Source organism: Varibaculum sp. C0165D1 (assembly GCF_056590355.1).
The window spans coordinates 1-19,151 of the sequence record NZ_JBWPVY010000008.1 but is presented as its reverse complement, the minus strand read 5'-3'; the positions used below and the strand labels follow the sequence as shown (position 1 = coordinate 19,151).

At 50.3% G+C, this 19,151-nt stretch carries 14 protein-coding genes; 8 read left to right on the top strand and 6 right to left on the bottom strand.

All coding sequences use genetic code 11. The features are described from left to right. Positions 1–200 precede the first annotated feature (200 nt). Positions 201–770 (top strand): InlB B-repeat-containing protein, encoded by a 570-nt coding sequence (locus AC1EKS_RS08885; protein WP_481009783.1) that lies wholly within the window; start codon positions 201–203, stop codon positions 768–770. Positions 771–776: 6 nt separating this feature from the next. Here the strand turns inward: AC1EKS_RS08885 and AC1EKS_RS08880 are convergent, their stop codons facing one another. Both AC1EKS_RS08880 and AC1EKS_RS08875 read right to left on the bottom strand, forming a co-directional pair. Continuing rightward, positions 777–1,142: a hypothetical protein gene (locus AC1EKS_RS08880; protein WP_481009782.1), complete on the bottom strand. Its 366-nt coding sequence runs from the start codon at positions 1,140–1,142 to the stop codon at positions 777–779. Positions 1,143–1,531: 389 nt separating this feature from the next. Further along, the gene (locus AC1EKS_RS08875; RefSeq protein ID WP_215522998.1) at positions 1,532–2,761 is read right to left on the bottom strand and encodes a reverse transcriptase family protein; all 1,230 of its coding nucleotides are present in this window, start codon (positions 2,759–2,761) and stop codon (positions 1,532–1,534) included. Between the two features lie 369 nt (positions 2,762–3,130). Between AC1EKS_RS08875 and AC1EKS_RS08870 the strand changes: the two genes are divergently transcribed. From AC1EKS_RS08870 to AC1EKS_RS08860, 3 genes are all read left to right on the top strand, one after another. Continuing rightward, the gene (locus AC1EKS_RS08870) at positions 3,131–3,367 is read left to right on the top strand and encodes a hypothetical protein (protein WP_215522997.1); all 237 of its coding nucleotides are present in this window, start codon (positions 3,131–3,133) and stop codon (positions 3,365–3,367) included. Positions 3,368–3,539: 172 nt separating this feature from the next. Then, on the top strand, positions 3,540–4,616 hold the full coding sequence (locus tag AC1EKS_RS08865; protein ID WP_481009781.1) for a hypothetical protein: 1,077 nt from the start codon (positions 3,540–3,542) through the stop codon (positions 4,614–4,616). Between the two features lie 240 nt (positions 4,617–4,856). Then, entirely contained in the window at positions 4,857–7,169 is a 2,313-nt protein-coding gene (locus tag AC1EKS_RS08860; protein ID WP_481009780.1) for a Cna B-type domain-containing protein, read from the top strand. 213 nt (positions 7,170–7,382) lie between these two features. On the opposite strand, the gene AC1EKS_RS08855 is transcribed toward AC1EKS_RS08860, so the two are convergent. Then, a complete protein-coding gene (locus AC1EKS_RS08855; RefSeq protein WP_481009779.1) occupies positions 7,383–8,537 on the bottom strand; it encodes a pyridoxal phosphate-dependent aminotransferase in 1,155 nt (384 codons plus the stop codon). 270 nt (positions 8,538–8,807) lie between these two features. Here AC1EKS_RS08855 and AC1EKS_RS08850 point away from each other — a divergent pair, with 270 nt between their 5' ends. Further along, positions 8,808–10,781: an ADP-ribosylglycohydrolase family protein gene (locus tag AC1EKS_RS08850; RefSeq protein WP_481009778.1), complete on the top strand. Its 1,974-nt coding sequence runs from the start codon at positions 8,808–8,810 to the stop codon at positions 10,779–10,781. Between the two features lie 203 nt (positions 10,782–10,984). Here the strand turns inward: AC1EKS_RS08850 and AC1EKS_RS08845 are convergent, their stop codons facing one another. From AC1EKS_RS08845 to AC1EKS_RS08835, 3 genes are read right to left on the bottom strand one after another with little or no spacing between them, the layout of a single operon-like run. Continuing rightward, a complete protein-coding gene (locus AC1EKS_RS08845; protein ID WP_481009777.1) occupies positions 10,985–11,629 on the bottom strand; it encodes a class II aldolase/adducin family protein in 645 nt (214 codons plus the stop codon). Between the two features lie 24 nt (positions 11,630–11,653). After that, positions 11,654–12,691 (bottom strand): 2-hydroxyacid dehydrogenase, encoded by a 1,038-nt coding sequence (locus AC1EKS_RS08840; protein ID WP_481009776.1) that lies wholly within the window; start codon positions 12,689–12,691, stop codon positions 11,654–11,656. A gap of 20 nt (positions 12,692–12,711) precedes the next feature. Next, entirely contained in the window at positions 12,712–14,232 is a 1,521-nt protein-coding gene (locus tag AC1EKS_RS08835; protein WP_481009775.1) for an FGGY family carbohydrate kinase, read from the bottom strand. Between the two features lie 181 nt (positions 14,233–14,413). Here AC1EKS_RS08835 and AC1EKS_RS08830 point away from each other — a divergent pair, with 181 nt between their 5' ends. The 3 genes from AC1EKS_RS08830 to AC1EKS_RS08820 all read left to right on the top strand — a co-directional run. Then, positions 14,414–15,196, top strand: coding sequence for a DeoR/GlpR family DNA-binding transcription regulator (locus AC1EKS_RS08830; RefSeq protein ID WP_481009774.1), 783 nt, complete (start codon positions 14,414–14,416; stop codon positions 15,194–15,196). A 243-nt stretch (positions 15,197–15,439) separates the two neighbouring features. Further along, positions 15,440–18,259 carry a Cna B-type domain-containing protein gene (locus AC1EKS_RS08825; protein WP_481010375.1) on the top strand — a complete coding sequence of 940 codons (2,820 nt, stop codon included), beginning with the start codon at positions 15,440–15,442 and terminating at the stop codon, positions 18,257–18,259. A gap of 148 nt (positions 18,260–18,407) precedes the next feature. Beyond that, on the top strand, positions 18,408–19,151 hold a 744-nt coding region (locus AC1EKS_RS08820; RefSeq protein ID WP_481010374.1), incomplete at its 3' end, for a transposase.

The following is a 19,151-nucleotide window of genomic DNA, read 5'->3' as shown; positions in this document are numbered from 1 at the left end:
ACACTAAACTGACAAAGCTTGATTTAGGCTTTAATCAATTGACAGCTGTTGATTTGAAGGCCAACACTAAACTGACAAAGCTTTCGTTAGGCAGTAATGAGTTGACAGCTGTTGATTTGTCGCACAACACTAACCTGAGGGGTAGTTCTAGATTATTTTATCAGAGTTGGGCGGTGCGTGTTCCTGGGTCATCTCGTCTGGTGCCTGTGGACCAGTTGTCGGCTGGATTTGATGCAGGTAAGGTGACGAAACTGGAAGGCGCTACTATCGTTGATGGCCAGTTGAAGCTTAACGAGGGCGCCTCTAAGGTAACCTATAAATACGCCACTGGCAACGATAACGTTCTACCAATGTCGGTTACCTTGCAGGTGATGGTTGCCCCGGTTTATACCGTGAGTTTTGATATGGGTGGTCACGGGGCTCAGGTTGCTGCCCAAAGTGTACTTGAGGGCGAGCTGGCTAGCGCCCCGGCGGCTTCCTCTGCTAAAGGATGGGAGTTTAAGGGCTGGTACACCGATAACACCTTCGCTACCGCCTTTGATTTCACGAAACCTATCAATGCTGATGTAACCGTGCATGCGAAATGGGAAAAGGCTGCCGGTGAACCCACTACCGAACCTACCGGTAAATCAACTGCCAAACCCACCCACCAGGCCAATCAGGTGAATCCAGAGGGATGGCCCATTACCGGTGCTAACTCTTTCTGGATCGCGCTTCTGGGGGCAGCGGCTATTACTGGCGGATGGCTGCTTCGCCGCCGTCATGTCTAAGCGCTTTTAAGCCGACTTGGTTTGGATTCCCATCATCATGTTGTAGCGCTGCTCTTGTCCCATGCAAGTGAAGATCTTGTGGAATACGCTGTGGCACGTTTCAGGGGCTGCTGCGTGTTCGATGAAAAATGTGTCGTCACCCAGTCCGGTCATTTCGTGGTTGATGTAGGCAAGGATCGAATCGACTTGGCGTAAATCCGTTAGGTCTGGGTCATCGTCACCGACTTTGATGAGCTTATGCCGGTTTTCTTCCAAGATGTAGTTCTCAAGGTTTATTCCATCATGGCCGCGCTGGACGATCTTCCCGCGTAAGACTAGCCCTATGTTTTTGGCAAATGTTTCGCCGTAGGCTTTCAGGTTTGGGTTTTTCATAGCTTAGGGTTGGTTGTTTTCTTCTTCGGCTTGTTAGCGGGCGCTTTCCATATGAACAACAATATTCCTAATCTTTGGATTGCACACCGTATCCGAGACGCTATCCAAAGAGAGCACACCACAAAAAGCAACAGCAGATGCCGGCCTACCCCCTCTACTACTTGGTATCTCCGCTTGAAAGAAGCTGGCAGTTTCTCTCAATAAGTTAATTAAGTAAAAGCTAATCTAGCAGGCACAATGCAACATAGTCCTTAAATTATGGCATCTATAGTGCTAAAAATAGTGCGGCTCTAATCATAAAAATATGGATACTGTACCCCTAAATTTATGAATCTACACTGGTGCCGTTACTACGCGCTCAGCCCGCGTCAGTAGGATTTTTACGGGAATTATCGCGTTACTTCACCAATCGATAATGCCTTTCTCAGGTTTGTTTCCCGTGTTTCCCCGTACCAATGCTCAATTCCTTTCGCGAAAGCGATTAGACCTTGCAGATGGTTTAGGAAACTCAATACCGGGGGTGGAGTGCCTTTGGCGTGAGCTACGTGCTGCTGGAGACCAAATTTAGCAATTCCGCGTATGTGGTAGTCAATATTTTTCTTAAACGCGGTATCGAGACGAACGCTGTCGTCCACTTGCAGACCCAAAATCAGCTTCTTAGACCCGGGTGGCACTACCCTGGTTTTGCCTTGGTTTATCCGAAAACCATGTTTTAGTACGGCTCGATTAACGTCACGGATGATTAATCCTGCGAAACTGCGGTCAAAATGTTCATGGTCAGGCCGCGGGGAGAAAAACAAGTCATCACAGTACCGCGAATATCTTAAACCGCTATACAGCGCTAAAGACGCAAGCTCTTTATCGAGTTCGCCAGCACAGATATTGGCGATAATCCCCGACGTGGGGGCTCCTTGCGGAAGCACCCCCCGTATGATCTTCCCCGCGCCGTCTCGATACCTTGGGTAGGGGCCGTCGCTGCTATCTCTTGTTATTTCGAGCTTCGTGTAGTTCCGCGCCGCCGGGGTTATTCCGAACTTTTCGTTATATAGCGCTTGAATATTGCGTCTTAGATTTTTATCCGGCAGGAAAGTTGTCAGACGCGCTAGTTCAAACGCGACAAGTTCTTTATACCCAATCGCTCTAAAGAGTTCATATACCCGAGCCTCGGAAATTCCCCCAAAGAAATCCTTGAGGTCGAACTTAAGGAGCCATTTAGCGCCAATATGTACGGCTGCGCAATCTTGAATTGAACGTCCCGGGCGATATGCGTAGGCGGCAGGGGAAACCATATCGTCGGTGAAGCAATGCCGCAGTATCCATCGCTGTAGACTTTTCAAACTGGAACTTGGTTCCGACAATATCCGCCTGCCCCCAGAATGCTTGGGGACACTTCGATATCTGTAGTACAAGGGGACTTTACGCAGCGGTGTAGTTTTATCGTGATCGAGCCAAATTTCTGCCGTATTATGGCTGCTGATTGCTACATGTGCAGACGGATACAGAATCGATTCTTCTGGATTCTCTAGGTTATGCAAACGCAGAAGATGCCTAAGCGAGTTAATCTGCGCGGGCGCGACTTTTGCCGGTTTCACTATGGGGTTGAAAGGAGGAAGTTCCATAACGATCTACTGTCAGCCTAGGGCTTTCTTTTGCCACGACGTGGCAAATTCCATGTCAATCTGTGAACCAATGGCAGGGTAATCCCCTGCCGTCCTGATTGACAGAGGCACGCGAATCGCGAGCCTTCATCACTAGAGCCGTCGGTGACTCCCTCCTTTCAACCCTGGCATTTATATTAGATCCCGATGCGGATCTGTTTGCCATATTTGTAACGATACTGGGGCAGATTCGTAAACGGCAGATTTCTTCCGCAACTCTTTTCGCAGATTTACGGTAGTTGCGCTTGCTTTGCAGGCAAGGTCGCCAGCAATAAGCTAGCAGTCATAGCGATACAGCAATCTTCTATCTCGGCAGGGGCGATTTATAACATGCAATATTCTGAAGACTTGTGGGAGGGCATCCTGGCTGCCATATCTGAGGTAGGGCTTGTATCTGTAGTGAATGATTTACTAGAAATTGAGCGTCATGATGGTATCAATATCGAGTTAGCACTCGATTGGGCTTCTTACTATAACGTGCATTTATCCAAAGAGATTGAGGAAACAGTTAGGGAATGGGTTGCTGGCGGCGATCTGGAACCAGAAGCTCTAGAAGCATTCGAGTAGCGACAAATGAATCAATGTCGGCAATACAGTTTAAAGCAGGCGAAGCAGAGATTGGCAGTAACTTCATACTCAAGAGTCCTTAAAAAATAACTAACGATTGACGATTTCGGCTGAAAAAATCTAATCAGTATGTCTATTATTTTTCACAAACTATTATTTGGAGGCGGCAGGGATGCTTTTCAATGAAGATGGCTTCGAGGAGTCGGAGCATTTAATTACTGAGGCTTATGAACGCGGAGAGTTACCGGAGGTACGGTTCCGGCGACACTCAAGTTTTGAACCGCCAGAACCAGACCTGGAGTTGATTTTTGCGGGTATTACCGTGTGGGGAGAACTGCTCACCCAGTGGGCTACTCCTAAAGATGCAGATCTGGCTTTTGAGCGGGTACTAAACTCAGGGGGAGCATCTTTTCTTCGTAGCACCACCCGCTCCCCCATCCGAAATTTAGTTGTCTGCGGCGATCACCGCGTTGATATTAAAGAGACTTCGCGCGCCAGCTCTGATGTACAAATGCTGAGCGATGGACGCGTAATTCAAGTAGCTGGCCGGGCAAGGTGGACGCCCGATGGCGGAGAAAAGAATGCGGGCTTGTATTCTCCGGAAGGCGACTTACTGAAAGAAGCATGTGTCGGTGACGGGATTGCCAAAATGTACACGGACGCTGAAGATCGGTTGTGGATAGGTTACTTCGATGAGGGAGTTCTCGGGAACTACGGCTGGGGCAGTCTCTGGGACGAGAAAACCGAACAGTATTACCCAACCGAAGCCCCCATCGGGGAACCAGGACTTAATAGATATACCGCCGATCTTTCACTCGATTGGTCCTATCCGGGCGACACTAAAGGTGCTCCCTGGATCTGCGACATTTACGCTCTTAACGTTGGCCTTAAAGGTGTCTGGAACTGTTCCTATACAGATTTTGCGGTTACCAGAATAGTCGGCGATGAGGTAGAGGTTATATGTAAAGAAGGTCCGGCAGCATCTTATTTGGTTGCTGATGATGAACGCTTTGCTGCTCTTTACCCCTATGATCTTGACGTCTTTAACTACGGGGTACGTGTCCCTGAGGGGATTGAGCATCGCGGGATTGGGGCTTTACGTTCCCCCGAAGGAAAACCCTTAAAACATTGTTACCTCGATGCCCACGATGACGTGCTGTACGCGATTTGCGGAAACGAGATATGGAAACTTGATCTGCAAGAAATCGCTCGGCTCGACCGGGGAGCATTAGATAGGTGGTACGGGTAGGGCACTGTCAAAAAGATACATTTGTAAGAATGACTAACCGTGTGTTCTGCAATCCTCGTCCCACACTTTTAGCACTCTGAATGGTACGGGGAAGTTAAGAGCAATCAGTTATAGGTTGCAGCACATAGCAGAACCTTTGAGTAACTTTGATTAAAAGAGTATTGTAAAGCTATTAGCTATTTTGACGGTGAACACCCTCGTTCTAGCTCACAGCAAGCACAGTGAGTAAGGAGATCCCTCTTGCGCAACAGAGATTTCAGTCGTCCCTTCGCGATCTTTTTATTCTTTGCCCTCAGCGTGGTACTGGCGTGTTCCTTTGTACCGGTAAAAGCGCAGGCTCAGACCTCCTTCCCTAAATACGAGATGACCTTTCAGCGGCTAGTGGGGAGCATTAAAGACGGCAAGTGCGTCATTCCCGATAACCCGGAAGTTACCTATTTGAGAACTTTTGCGTTTCACGCAACTCTGTTCCCTTGCGATGGTTTGCGCACTACGGTTCGTTTTCGTAGCAGCGGGAACTCTCATCTTTATCCCACTAATCAGTTCCGTTTCGGCGCAACTTGGCAGTATTACAAGCGGGGTGAGGGACCAAAGAATTACCACTGGACACCCTTCCAGACTTTCCTCTATGACGGTAAACCGGCAGAAGAAAAGCTACCGAGTTTTAATCGCAACAGCATCGAGAGCATGGTTGTTCACAAGAACGGAGTCCCGCAGCGAATCGGCGGACGTGAAGATGATTTTTGGGAGCCCTTTCACCACGTCTTTGAAGATACTTTCGCTGACGGCGAGGAGCACACTTTCCAATTCGATGCCTGGGTGCCGATTGATGCGGTACAAGCTGGTTTGAGCTGGGGAACTGGTTCTACCGGAGATGGCAACCCCGCTATTGGAGCCACCGCTAACGGACTTTACATCGACTACAACAAATATCCTATGGCCGGCGCGGACTTCCGCTTTGTGAAAGATGCCGATTACCGTGAGTTTGTGAAAGACCCGGTCGCTAAAGATAAACCCCTTCCGGGACGCAATGATGACCTGAAACTCAAGCTCCCTGATGAAAATTCAACTTTTGAAACTATCCGCTGCCTGGAAGATCGCCAGCTGGCGCCCTTCCGTGATCGAATTACTACCAAAGAAATTTATCCAGAGCTGCCGTACTCTACCGAGATTCCTTTCCGCGAGGAATATGTTGAATTAGGTATGGCAGCCTGGCCCTACCAGGTTTCACAGACCGGGCGGGTACCTGGAAATTTCGACCACTTCACCTGGTTGCGCCCCTTTAACTATGTGGGTCCCAGCGATAAATACGTGCATCGCCACGGTTTCCGCAGCTATGAGGAAGAAATTGATCAGCGGGACGGTACCCCCTGGAAAGGACGAGCTAATTTCCCCTTCCGTCCCAGCGTTGAATCTATTGCCCGTACTATTCCTGGATACGCCTACCGGGACAACAATCTGCCGATTATCGATGCTAAATACGGTCCAGCTGTAGATTTAGAGAACCCCTCATTGCCCGGCTCTTTAACAAACTACATTGCCGGCAAGAACTTCTGGTATGACATTCACTCCAGTGGACTGGACACCCAGCACTTCTACTACACTTATGAACCCAGTTTGACCAGCTTCAAGCTTATTAAGTCGGACGCGGTTACTAAGAAGCAGCTTCCTGAGGCTCAGTTCCAGCTCTATAAAGAGCCAGATATGAAGGAATATCTGCCAGAAAAAGATGGAGGCTATGCTTGCAAGAAGAAAGATCTGCCCAAACTGCTTGATCTTAAAGTTTGCCAGGACGACTCTGATCCCAAAACCTGCACAACTAAAAAAGTAATTAGCGTAGCAGTCCCCGGCGGTAACGAAGACGGAACCTTTACAACCGGAGCTGACGGCACCTTCACCCCAAATACAGCCAAGTGGATGGAGGCTGGCACCTATTACGCGCAGGAACTCAAGACTCCGGCAGGCTACTATGCGAAATCTTCGGTTACCGAATTTAAGGTTTCTCCGGAAGACGCCACTGAGGCCCAAATACCTGCGGTAAAGGTATCGAACTTCCCCAAGACCTCGGTAACAGTAGAAAAGAAGTGGCTTAGCGCCGAAGGAACCCCGCTGCAAGCGCTCGATCTTTCTCGAACTATTGAGCTGCAACTAATGGCCGGGGAAACTCCCGTGGGGAAACCGGTGACAGTTAAAGCAGATAGTGAAGGTAAATGGATTCATACCTTCACTGATCTGCCCCCAGTGGATGCCGCTAATAAACCAATCGTTTATACGGTGAAAGAAACTCCTGTTGCTGGGTTTACCACTACCATCGGCAAGACAGAAGTACACGAGAATGAGCAAAAGCTGACGGTAAGTAACAGCGAGCTGCCGCCGCCCACTACTCCTCCGACTACTCCCCCTAGCACCCCTCCGGTGCCCCCACCGACTACCCCGCCCAACCCGCCTTTAACTAGGACCGGTTCGCAGGTAACTGGGGCTATCGCGCTGGGGGCACTACTGGTCGCGAGCGGAGTGTTACTGCTCTCCCGCCGCACCAAGCGCAGCCAGTAATCGTTAAAAATTAGATAAAAGGCGATGCCCGCAGTGTTACTTATGTGGCGCTGCGGGCAGCGTTATTTTTTAGGATCAGTTTCAGATCTAGATCACAGTTATTAGAATAAATCCTTCCGCAGGGCGTAGCCGTTCCTCTTCCCCGGACAGCTGGGAAATAATTTCTAGGATTCCAGCCCAACTGGGAGGAAGCGGAATACAGTGGTCACTCCCCTAGCTAAAGGCCGTGATGGTACGTAAAACTTTGGCGGCATTTTCGCGGAAAGAATCTGTCTCTAACAGCAGAGACAGGCTGATAGTGCCGCTGAAGGGCAAGTCAAAAAAGTAGCCGGGCTGGCAATAAATCCCATAGTCGCTTAAGAGTTTTTCCACCAGCTCATCCTCAACAATATGCGCGGGGAAACGCAGCAGTACGTTCCAGCCGCCTTGCGGGGCCATCACCGTTAGCGGGCTGGCCAGATCCTCCCCCACTAATCCTTGCAACGTGTCCAGGTTGGCGGCGCACCGCCCGCGAGTTTCCTCCAACTGCGGCGGGATTTTTTCCAAAAAACCAGGCAGGTGCGCGGCCAAAATATCACTAAAGGGCAAGAAGGCATCCGCGATGATATCTAAACGCGCTTTCGCCTCCTCCACCAGCGCCTCCGGTCCCGATACCTCCAGCCAAGCAATCTTGAAACCGGGGGCACAAAGATTCTTTGACAAACCATCGAGGGCGAAAGTGAGGATTTCAGGGCAACCGGCTAGACGGGCACGAGATTCCGGAGCCGCAGCCAAGGGGAAGTCATAGAACACTTCATCGGCGATCAGGGGCAGATTATTAGCGGCGCAGTATTCTTGCACCCTCTCTCGCTCTCCCCTATCTAAATAGGCGCCGGTGGGGTTACCCGGATTGATGACTACTAGGGCTCGCGGACGCGGGGAAACACCAGTAGCCGGCAGCGAGAGTGGATCCAGTTCCCATTTTCGCCCTAGCCAAGCAAAACTATAGGAATCCACCTGCACATTTTCTAAGTTAGCCAACGCCTCTATCAACGGATATCCCGGCGTTGGAGCCAGCACTGCCTCCCCGGGATTACACAGCAGTTTCATCAGCCAGGAGTAGCCTTGGGAAGTCGAACTAAGCAGATAAAGGTTATCGGGATTGACGCTGCGACCGTCCCTCTGGGAAAGGAAACCCGCGAGGGCGCGGCGGGCTTCTCCTTGCCCGCGCGGATCTGCCTGGTAGGGATTCTTTGCTTCCCCTAACCCATGCCGAGTGGGATTCGAGTCAGAGATATTTACCAGTTTCTGCCCCTGGTCGCGCCGTTTCCCCGCCGCCAAGGTTATGGCGTTGGGGTCAGAAAGGCTCACTCGCTGTGAAAAATGCATCGCTCCTACTCTATGACTGCGAGCAGCTCCGGTGCATCGTGACTAAAGTTTCCGCCTTTACCGGCTCGGAAATATAAAACAATTCGGAAAGTTGACATCCTCTAAACAGCGCACATAGTCCCAGCCGCTATAGCCAAGCGCTAAGCATAGTAAGCAGGACCTTCCATCCACCTTTCGAATTAACAGAAAACCGGAAGTTTACTGCCGGTATCTGAAACAGGAGCACATAATAGTAAAAGCAGCAGTAATCCATTTACAGGAGGAATCGTCATGATCGGCGCGATTATCGGGGATGTTATTGGGTCAACCCGGGAGTTCTCACCGGTAGCTCGCCGTGATTTTGAGCTGTTTCCCTATGACGCTAACTACACCGATGATTCCTTAATGACTATCGCTCAGGGAATGGCGTTTTTAAGGTGGCTAAACCTTAAAGATTCCGAGCGCACTGAGCAGCGTCTCTGCGAGCTTCTGGTCCAACGTATGCAGGAAATAGGGCGGCGCTTCCCCGAGCCTATGGGCTCCTACGGAGGCCGTTTTGCAGCTTGGCTATTTGAAGATAATCCCCGCCCCTACAACTCTTGGGGAAACGGCAGCGCCATGCGGGTATCGGCTGCCGCTGAATGCGCTAAGAGGCTAGAGGAAGCCCTCAAATTTGCGGAAATAAGTGCGGCAGTCACTCACAACCACCCCGAAGGTATCAAAGGCGCAAAGGCGGTGGCCGCGGCGATCTATTTAGCGCGCAACAGCCGAAGCAAGCAGGAAATCGAATACTACATTTCGGAGCATTTCTATCCTCTTAACCAATCTCTCGCTGAAATCAAGGCTAACTACCATTTTGATGAATCCTGCCAAGGTACCGTACCTCAAGCTATCAGGGCGTTTACAGAGTCGATTAGTTTTGAGGACGCTATTCGCAACACCATTTGGTTAGGGGGCGATGCGGACACGATGGGGGCAATCACCGGCGCTATCGCCTGGGCATACTATTCCACCCTGTACGGGATTGATAAGCGCATGAAGTTTATGGCGCAATCAGCACTCCGCTATTTCCCCGAAGACTTACATGCGTACGTTGCCTCTTATGAAGCAAGGTTTGATACCAGTTTCGAGTGGCCGGGTAGCTACCGACTGAAAGACCCTAAGCGTGACGAGCCAGTTAATTATTCGTGCACCGAATCTTTGGGGAGGTTGTTACTAGAAAAAGGCAGGTACGACGCGGTGCTACACAGCAATGTGGAAGAGCTCTTAGAGGTAGGCGAGCCTGGGTGCGCGCTCATGCTGATTCTTAATGCTCTGAAAGAGCAACAGATAAAAATCCCTCGTGAGGTGGTGGCGGAACTTTGGGAAGGTGTCGACTGCCTGGACGATTTAGATGGGTTAGAACCTCCGGAAGGAATGGAAGTACCCTTTGCGCAGGCACTAGCTACTATTGGCGAACAAATAGCAGGCAATCCGAACTTGGTTCTGCATGACTACGGCTACGATATGGGTTCAGTGTGGGTACCGGTAATAGAAGATCCGCGCCTCCCCTTTACCTATCCCCATATTTTTTATGGTGGCGACCTCAGCTGGATAAAAACTACCGACTTCCTAGTAGTTGAAAAATACTATGGTAGCCTGCGAAAACTTTCGCTGAACTTTTATGATTTTGTCGATGCCACCTGGGTGGGAAACTGGCCGAAAGATGCTGCGGCTACCCGAGTAAAAACCCTAGAAGGGTTTAAAGATGACCGAAATTGGAGAAATAGACGCCGGGCAGTAACAAAATTTCGCGACCGGCTACTAGCCGGGAATTTTGGTGAGTTGCGTTCCCGGCAACGAGAAGATGACGGTTCTTTATTGATCTTTCCCCCTAAAGATTCTCTGTGGCTTTATCAGGGAGTAGTCGATACTCTCGATTTCCTGGCAGATGAGCTAGACGCTGATGACGAAGAACATTTCCAAGAAGCTCTACATGGAAAAAACGTGCCCCTGGAAAACGCTGACGTCGATTGGCTATTTTCAAAGTTATTGGCTTTATGGCATCTGGAACGAGCCCAGGAAGGAGTAATCGCTAGCGCTGCCCGCAGCGGGGAGCTACTGGCATTGATTGAAAAGACTCTCGATTTTTTCAATGCCCGCAAAGATAAATATAAAGATAAACGGGGAATTATTGAAGATCTTCTAACAAAAGATCCAAAGTTGGGCTTGCAGGAGATTATCGATTCGGATAGCGATTTCACTGGTCTGGAAGAAATCTATTAACTGCTAACAGTGGGGAATTCAAAACCGGTGGCAACTAAAAACTAGTTACGCCGGACCACGTATAAAGAAAGATAGCTGTTTTGGAGACACGCACTCTTGGTAGCCCTTGCCATTGCAACCGATAGCGCGTGGAAACAAAGTTGCCGCCAGCGAGTCTATTAAAACCCGCTGACGGCAACCCTGCTGCTTAGGATAAAACAGTTTTATTGTTTTTTGTGGGGCTGCACCCCATAACTGGACATGGCTCCCAGGGCATCATCCATTTGCGCCTGAGTTAGCAGCTTAATGGGGGCACCGGTAGCCATCGCCCGCAACTGAATTTCACAGATATATTCCAAAACCGGTAGCAGGTTAACTGCTTTTTTAACGGTTTCCCCGATCGTGATGGCCCCATGATTAGACATCAAGGCGCCTTTGCGATCCTTAAGCGCATCAGTTACGTTCTGCGCCAACTCCGGGGTACCGAACTCTGCATAGGGCGCAACCCTGATTACTCCCCCAAACATTGCCGAATAGTAGTGCGAGGGAGGAATCTCCTCCACCACCAGCGACAGCGCTGTAGAGGCGGGCGCATGATTATGGGTTATCGCCTGCGCATCAGTGGAGTGGTAAACACTCAGATGCAAGGGCAATTCGGTAGAGGGTTTTAAGTCCCCATCAACATGCTCATTATCTAGGTTATAAACCACCACATCTTCTGCAGTCATAGATTCATAAGGCACTCCCGAGGGGGAGATGGCCACTAAATCGCCTTTGCGAATCGAAACGTTTCCGGCAGTGGAAACAATCAGTTTCTCGCGCTGCATAAATAAGCAGGTGTCAACAATTTCTTGACGCTCTTTTTCCATTAACATTTTTCTAAACTCCTACGACTATTTCTTTTGCGCTAATACTTCGGGATTGGACAAATGCAGCGGCGCTTTTTGCTCACTGAATCTGACAATATCTTCGGATCCGATTCGGGCAGCTAAACGCGCAGAATCCTGCGAAGCTCCTCCCAGGTGAGGAGTAAGGGTTACCCGCTCAGTTTTCAATAACCGATGATCCAGCGGTAGCGGCTCTAAGGGGAGCGCATCGAAAGCTGCCGCATAGAGATGATGACTATCCAGGGCGTCACAAACAGCGTCGTAATCGACCAGCGATCCCCGAGCACAGTTGACAATTATTCCCCCCTCCGGCATCAGCGCCAACATTTTCGCATCCACCATATGGTGATTATCGGCAGTCGCCCGCGCATGGATAGATACGATGTTACTGAATTCAAATAGCTGCTCTAGAGAATCAACAAACTTTAGTTCCTTAGGCGCATTGGCGGTATCTGCCCAAGGATCATAAACCACGATTTTAGCGCCAGTAGCCAAAAGGGTTTTAGCTACCAGTTTCCCGACCGCACCGTAGCCAACCAGTCCGACAGTGGAACAAGCCAACTCCGGTCCCACGTTTTCAAACTTGTAGTAATCTGAACGCCATTTACCGTTGACTAGCTCCAGGTGCCGCTGGGGAATCTGTCGCAAAGCCGCATAAATCATGGCCACAGTGTGTTCACTGGTGGCAATAGCGTTTCTACCTGGGGTATAAGACACCATGACCCCGTGGCGGGTAGCAGCTTCGATATTGACGTTTACCGGGCCACCGCGACAAATAGTGATTAGCTTTAGATCCGGGCTAGCAGAAATAACTTTTTCGGTAAAAGGAAAAGTATGGGAAAAAGCCACTTCGCAACCTTTTAGAGCAGCGATAAGCTCATCCTCATCCCCCAATGCCTCTTTTACCTCTGCCACATCCTGAAAAGGAGGTACCGGCCAAGATGAAGAAATCTTCGCTATCTGCACCTGCGGTAATTTCTGCGTAAGGGCTTCCTCTAAAACCTGGTTGGTGACAAACTGGTCACCAGCTAAAAGAACTTTCATTATTACCTTCCGCACTGGGTCTACTGGTTATTTTCATTACTTAGAGAACGCAAAGCCCGAAGCTGCTTCCACACCGATTGGGAGGCATCCCGAGTTTCTTTAAATACGTCGTGTATTTTTTCGTATTTGGCTTGTTCACTGGGGTCCGCTTCAAAGGTTTCCATCTTAGTTCCCAAAGCTTGTCCCGCCTGCTCAACTGAGTCAAAGCGACCTGCCGACACCAGCGCCAAGACCGCTGCCCCCCGCGCACCCGCTTCCGGAGTATCTTGCCTCAAAACCCGCTTACCGGTGGTGTTAGATAAAATCTCACATACCAAATCCGAACGGAAACCCCCGCCAGAAACAATCAGATCACCATCGATCTCCAAAGCTTCAACGCATTCTGCCAAAGTGAAGGACACGCCCTCGTAAACAGAACGGAGAATATCGCGCTTTTTGGTAACCAGCGAAAGCCCTTGCCAAGAAGCCGAGGCATTTACATCAGCAAAGGGTGCGCGTTCTCCTCCTGGCGAGGCATAAGGCAAGTAAATAACCCCCTCGGATCCGGCTGGCGAGCGCCGGGCTCGACTTTCAATTTCGTTCCAATCCAGTTCGTCTAGACGTAGCACCATGCGAATCCAGTCGAGATTCGGGGTCCCAGTCATCGGAGCCATAAACTCTAAAACCTGTTTATCGTTTCCGGTAGCAAGTACCATCGATAAGTCAGAATGACGCTCTTTCCCGCTGGGAAGCAGGGTGCCCACGAAACCAGTAGTGCCGAGAATCAAATAGCTATCGCCATTATTGACAGCTCCCAGCCCCATAGCGGTAACCGCCACATCGATCATTCCTACTCCAACCGGGGTCCCTTCGGGGATCCCGGTCTCTTTGGCCGCCTGGGCACTTACTGGTGAGGACGGACCGGCAGGATGGCGAATCTCCGGCAAGAGAGTTAAAGCATCCTCGATACCTAAATCTTTGGCTAGCTGCTTATCAAAACCATCACCGGTGAAGATATTGAAAAAGGATCGGGAGGCTTCCGTATGGTCGGTTAGGCGCTCCCCGGTTAGTTTGAAACGGATCCAGTCTTTACAGTTCAAGTGGGTGGTGGCTTTCGCAATTACTTCTGGCTCGGTTTCCCGCAGCTCATCGTAGAGAACCGGGAATAGCCCCCCAAATACGGTGGTCCCGGTTACCTCTAGAATTTTTTGGGCTTTGCCGTCTGCTTTCCATTTCTCGACCCGGTCAACTGCGCGCCCATCTAGCCAGTTAGCTGCCGGCCGTACTGGGTTTCCGTCCTCATCGATCAGCCAGATCCCGTCGCCTTGACCAGTCAGGCCGATGGCCACCACTTTATCGCCCTTAGTCTGCTGTACTACTTCGCGTAAACAGGTAGCCACGGCATTCCAAATTTGGTTCATATCCTGTTCGGCTTGACCACTTACGCCATATTGCACCGGCACCGACTCGTGATGAAGCGCCTTGATTTTACCGGTAAGGTCAAAGGCCACCGCTTTAACCGCGGTAGTACCCCCGTCAACACCAATGACAATTTCTGACATAGAAATCTCCTTTGTTTTCAGCAGTTTGTTGTGCCTCATTGCTCTCAACTATGATAAAATTTATCATGTTTTCGTATAATTTTGCAAGTAATATGAAAATATTTTTGTTAGCTATCGCCGTGAATATTTCAAAACCTAGCTGAAAGTCCAGGTTTTCTCCGGTTCAGGAAGGGAAGACAGAATGCGCCCAGCCGAAAAGCTTAGACCCAATCAGCGCCGTCAGAAGTTGCTGGAAATGGTCACCGACCAGGGAACAATCAACATCACAGATGCCGCCAAAAAGCTAGCGGTTTCGCCCGTAACCGTCTACCGCGATGTGCAAGCTTTAGAAGAAATGCGCACCGTGCTACGCACCAATGGCCAATTGCGTCCCTACCCTACCTCTACCTCGGAAATGCCTCCGGAACTGCGATCGGCGCAATCAGTGACTGAGAAACAGGCTATTTGTCGCAAAGCCGCGGAACTAATAAAACCGGGAAATGCAGTCCTCCTAGATGACTCCTCTACTGCCTTGCCGATAGTAGAAATGCTGGATCGAGTGGTTCCCCTGGCGATTATCAGTAACTCGCTAACTGTATTTGAAAAAGTCAAAGAGCTGGAGGGAGTACAAGAAATACTGATTGGCGGCAGATATGTTAACTGGGCTAATGCCTTTTACGGCTCCCTGGCAACCGATATGTTAAAACACTTGCAAGCAGATATCTGTTTTACTTCTGACGCCGCTATCAGCGTGCACGCCACCTACAACCCTATTGACTATGTAGTTGATTTCAAACGGGCAATGTTTGCGGCAGCAAAAATAAAAGTTTTACTTGCCGACCATCAAAAATTTTCCCGCAGCGCCTTTCAAGTCACCACCGAGCTGGACGAATTCGACTACATTGTTGTCGACCAGAAAGTAACCCCTAAGCAACGCGCCGAGCTAGCGGAAAGCGGAGCTACCGTGCTAGTTGCAGAATCGTAACTTTCCCCACAAATCTACCGGAAAAATTCCCAGCCTCTTTCACGCGCCTCCAACGCCAAAAGGTTGCGCTCGGTAGCTATTCACCTGTCCAAATAGACAGCTACTGCCACCAAGATACAGGTCAGAAATTTATAGAAGAAGAAAATTCTCTCAATTACGCAGAGCAATCTTAGGTAGGATGAAAAGTAATTCATCCTTATTGGTTGAGCCTGACCAATATCCCTCCTAATCTTGAGGTCTACTATGCCAAACCGCAGTATAACTGGACGTTTAATAGCCGAGGTGACGGCGGTAATTCTGACTGCAGCCTTAGCGATTACCTGGATGGTAACCACAGACGCAAAGCTAAACCAGGTGTCTGCGCAAGCTGCCGGGCGCACTGTAGTGGAATGCGGGAGTTACTGTGAGGAGGCAACACTTCGTCAATTAATCAAGGATGCCGGCACCACCCCCACCCGGATTGTGGTGAGTGGAATGGCCGACACCATGATCACTTCTACGGTGGTCATCCCTGCCGGTGCCGATATTGAGCTCGTAAACGGGATTGCCCCTTGGGGAGCCGCTGCATCCGAGGGCGGCCTGGTGCGCGAGGATGATTTTACCGAGGTCATGGTAAAGGTTGAAAAAGGCGCCTCCCTGACCATGGGTAATAACGAAAAAGGCGGAAAGTTTTATCTGCGAAGCCGAGGAGAGTGGGTACCCGGCGGCGGGGAACTGATCTATAACGAAGGGTCTCTGACCATCAACGGCGGCAGCTATGAGGGGGTACGTAACGGCACCGGTCAGCGTTATGGGGCGATTACAGTTAGGGGTAAAGCCGCGAAGTTTGTCCTCAACGACGGTAAAGTTACCGACAATAAACGTAAGATCGGCAGCGCCACAACCACACAATCCGGAGCCGCAAATATTGCCATATCCGAAGGCGCCCAATTCGAAATGAATGGCGGCGAAGTCAGCTACGGCGAAACCTCATATGAGCATGGAGCCTACGGCGAAGTAGGTGGGATTGGCGTTTACCAAGGTGGCTCGGTAACTATAAACGGCGGCGAAATCTCCCATAATAAAGGCTGGGCAGGTGGCCTGGAAGGATATGACCTATATGTCGATGCCACATCTATGGGTGACCTACCGAAGGCTCTGGAAACCCGAAACAACATCACCATTAACGGGGGAAAAATCCATAACAATGATGCCTACTTCTCCGGAGGGGGCGCACTGGCATTCGGTAATGCCGTAATCACCATGAACGGCGGCCTGATCGATTCCAACTACACCACTGGCAATGGGGGCGGAATCGGCACCCTCGACCTCTATGTTTGGGGAGCAAACGAGACCTATAAAGAGATTCCCGGAACCGGAAAACAATCGGGACTCAGTGAGGAGGAATGGGGCAAGCTCTCCCCCGGAGCCTTTATTTTCAATGGCGGCACCATCTCGAATAATGAAGCCCTGCGTACCGGCGGCGGAGTTAACGTGGTTTCAAATCAGATTGAAATCAATGCTGGGCAAATCCTTAACAACACCTCCCATGATCAAGGCGGTGGTATTTACGTAGCGACCGTTTCTTACAACCTGCATCTGCATGACGTAGTGGTGACAAAGAACAAGGCCACCGCAAATAATATCGAATCTATGGGCGGTGGTATCTGGTCATGTCCTACCGGCTCGATTGAGCTACGGATGCATAACGGGGGCGCGGTCTTTGACAATACTGCCGATAGCTTCGGAAGCGACCTTGCCCACACCAACCTGGGCACGAGCGGAGCAGCACCCATCTGGGTATCTGACTATATGCTCGGGGGCGGACGCATCAACTATTACTTCGATAATCGCGATAAACGCTTTGACCCGGCGTCCCTGAACAAGCCAGAAAAAGAGCGTCCCAAACCGATGCCGCTAAAATATATGAGCATCAACGATCAAGGATTCCAAGCCGTACCCATTAACGATGCGGCTAAGGCCAATGCCAAAGCTGCAGCAAAATTGCTGATCCAAGGAAATAGCGCTCCGCGTGGTGGCGGTATCGGTACCAATGGTGGGGTAATTTTCGGCGATTGGGGATATGCACAGGCAACCGTAGAGAAAGCTTGGCTCTATCACCAGGAAAAGGATCCCGCCGGTGACGATCCCTCTGCCGGAGATACCGGGCAGGAAACGAAGGAAGCTCCCGAACTGCCGGCTCGCGCCAGCGATATCCCGGTCAAAGAACTAAAGATGCGGTTTATTCGCAGTACCGATATAGATTTTACGCAGGCAGGGCACGCTGACCAGATTGCAAAGGTCGAAGATTTCACGCTCAGCCCCTCCGATAAACCCGAGGAAAACTGGCGGAAGACCTTTAACGACCTGCCGATTAAAGATGAGAGTGGCAACTTCTACTACTACGGAGTCCAGGAGCTAAACGCAAAGGGCAAAGTGATTAAAACCTTGCAGTTAAAACCCTGGCAGGTAGTCGAACAAGAAAACGGCAAAGTGCCGCAGCGTCCCGCTTTGGATCGCTCTAAGCAGCTGCCCGAAACCTGGCTAGTAGCCACGGTAGTTAACCCGGTACCTACCCCGGTAGACATTACGGTTAATAAACACTGGCTATGGCAGGATTCCGAAAAACCAGTGCCAGATGCTAAAACCCCTGACAAAGTCAGTTTTGAACTGCTGCAAGCTACCGACGCCAAGTTTAGCGATGCCAAGAAGGTCAAAAAGTTTGACGTCACCAAGGCCGAGGGGTGGACTAAGACCCTTCAGGGACTGCCGGCTAGCAATCCCGCCAAGCAGCGCTACTACTATGGGGTGCGCGAAATCGGCGGCGACGGCACTATCAAGGCAGTTCCGCTAGCAAAGTATGAAAACGAAACCGGAAAGATCAAGACGGATAAAGACGGAGTAATCCGCCGGGAAGTCACGGTAGTAAATAAGATATCTACTACCCCGCCGCCTCCGCACGAGCCGCCCACTCCCCCAGAAAAAATCACTAAGACCGGTACCCCGGTTGCTTGGTTAGCGCTACTGGCCACGGTAATCATCGGGTCTGGCGTGCTCATCAAACGCCGCCAGGAAAATAGCTAAGCTACCGCAGCTATCTGGGAGGGATAACGAACTGTAGTTATCCCTCCCAGATTTTCACATTTTTGATTTCCCCCCCCCCAGTATCGAAAGTCCCGTCCTTAGGTTCTAGTGGTGGTTGCAACACCGAGTTTGAAAGGATGTTTCAACGGTGTTGTATGAGTATGCGGGTGTTGTTTACCCGTCCCGTTCAAAGATGTGTGCTGCTCGGCGTGAGCATTATGTAGAGCTTTTGCGTCAGGGGCTGAATTTTACGCAAGCAGCCAAAGTAGTGGGCGTTTCCAAACGTACCGGGAAAGTATGGCGTAATGGGCGTACTCGCTCTAGCGGGCGTAACGAAAAGGCTAGCGTTGCCTGGTACTGTGCAAAAATGGAGATCCCTGAAAATGTTGGACCGTACTATCTAGGCCTGCAAGAGCGCATCATTATTGCCGATAGGCTTCATGCAGGTAAAAGTATTCGCGCGATTGCCGCAGAGTTAGGCAGGGCAGCCTCAACGATCAGCCGCGAGATAAATAAACATCGCAGCCCTCTAACAGGGGACTATCAGCCCTATCACGCTGACCAACAAGTAGCACAAGCCAGGAAAAGACCTAAGCCAGCTAAGATTAACCGTAATGCGCTATTGTTTGAACTGGTGGAGGACGGGTTAAAGAAACACTGGAGCCCGGAGCAAATTAGCGGGTGGCTGAAGAAAAACTATCCCGATAACCCGGCAATGAATATGTGTGTAGAAACCATTTACCAAGCGATCTATGTTCATGCCCGCGGACAGTTAAAACTAGAGGTTAAAAAAATGCTGCGTACAGGACGAGCCAGGCGCAAACCGCATAAACAGTCCCAGCAGCGCACACCCCGTTTTAAAGACCCTATGACAATGATTGCTAACCGCCCA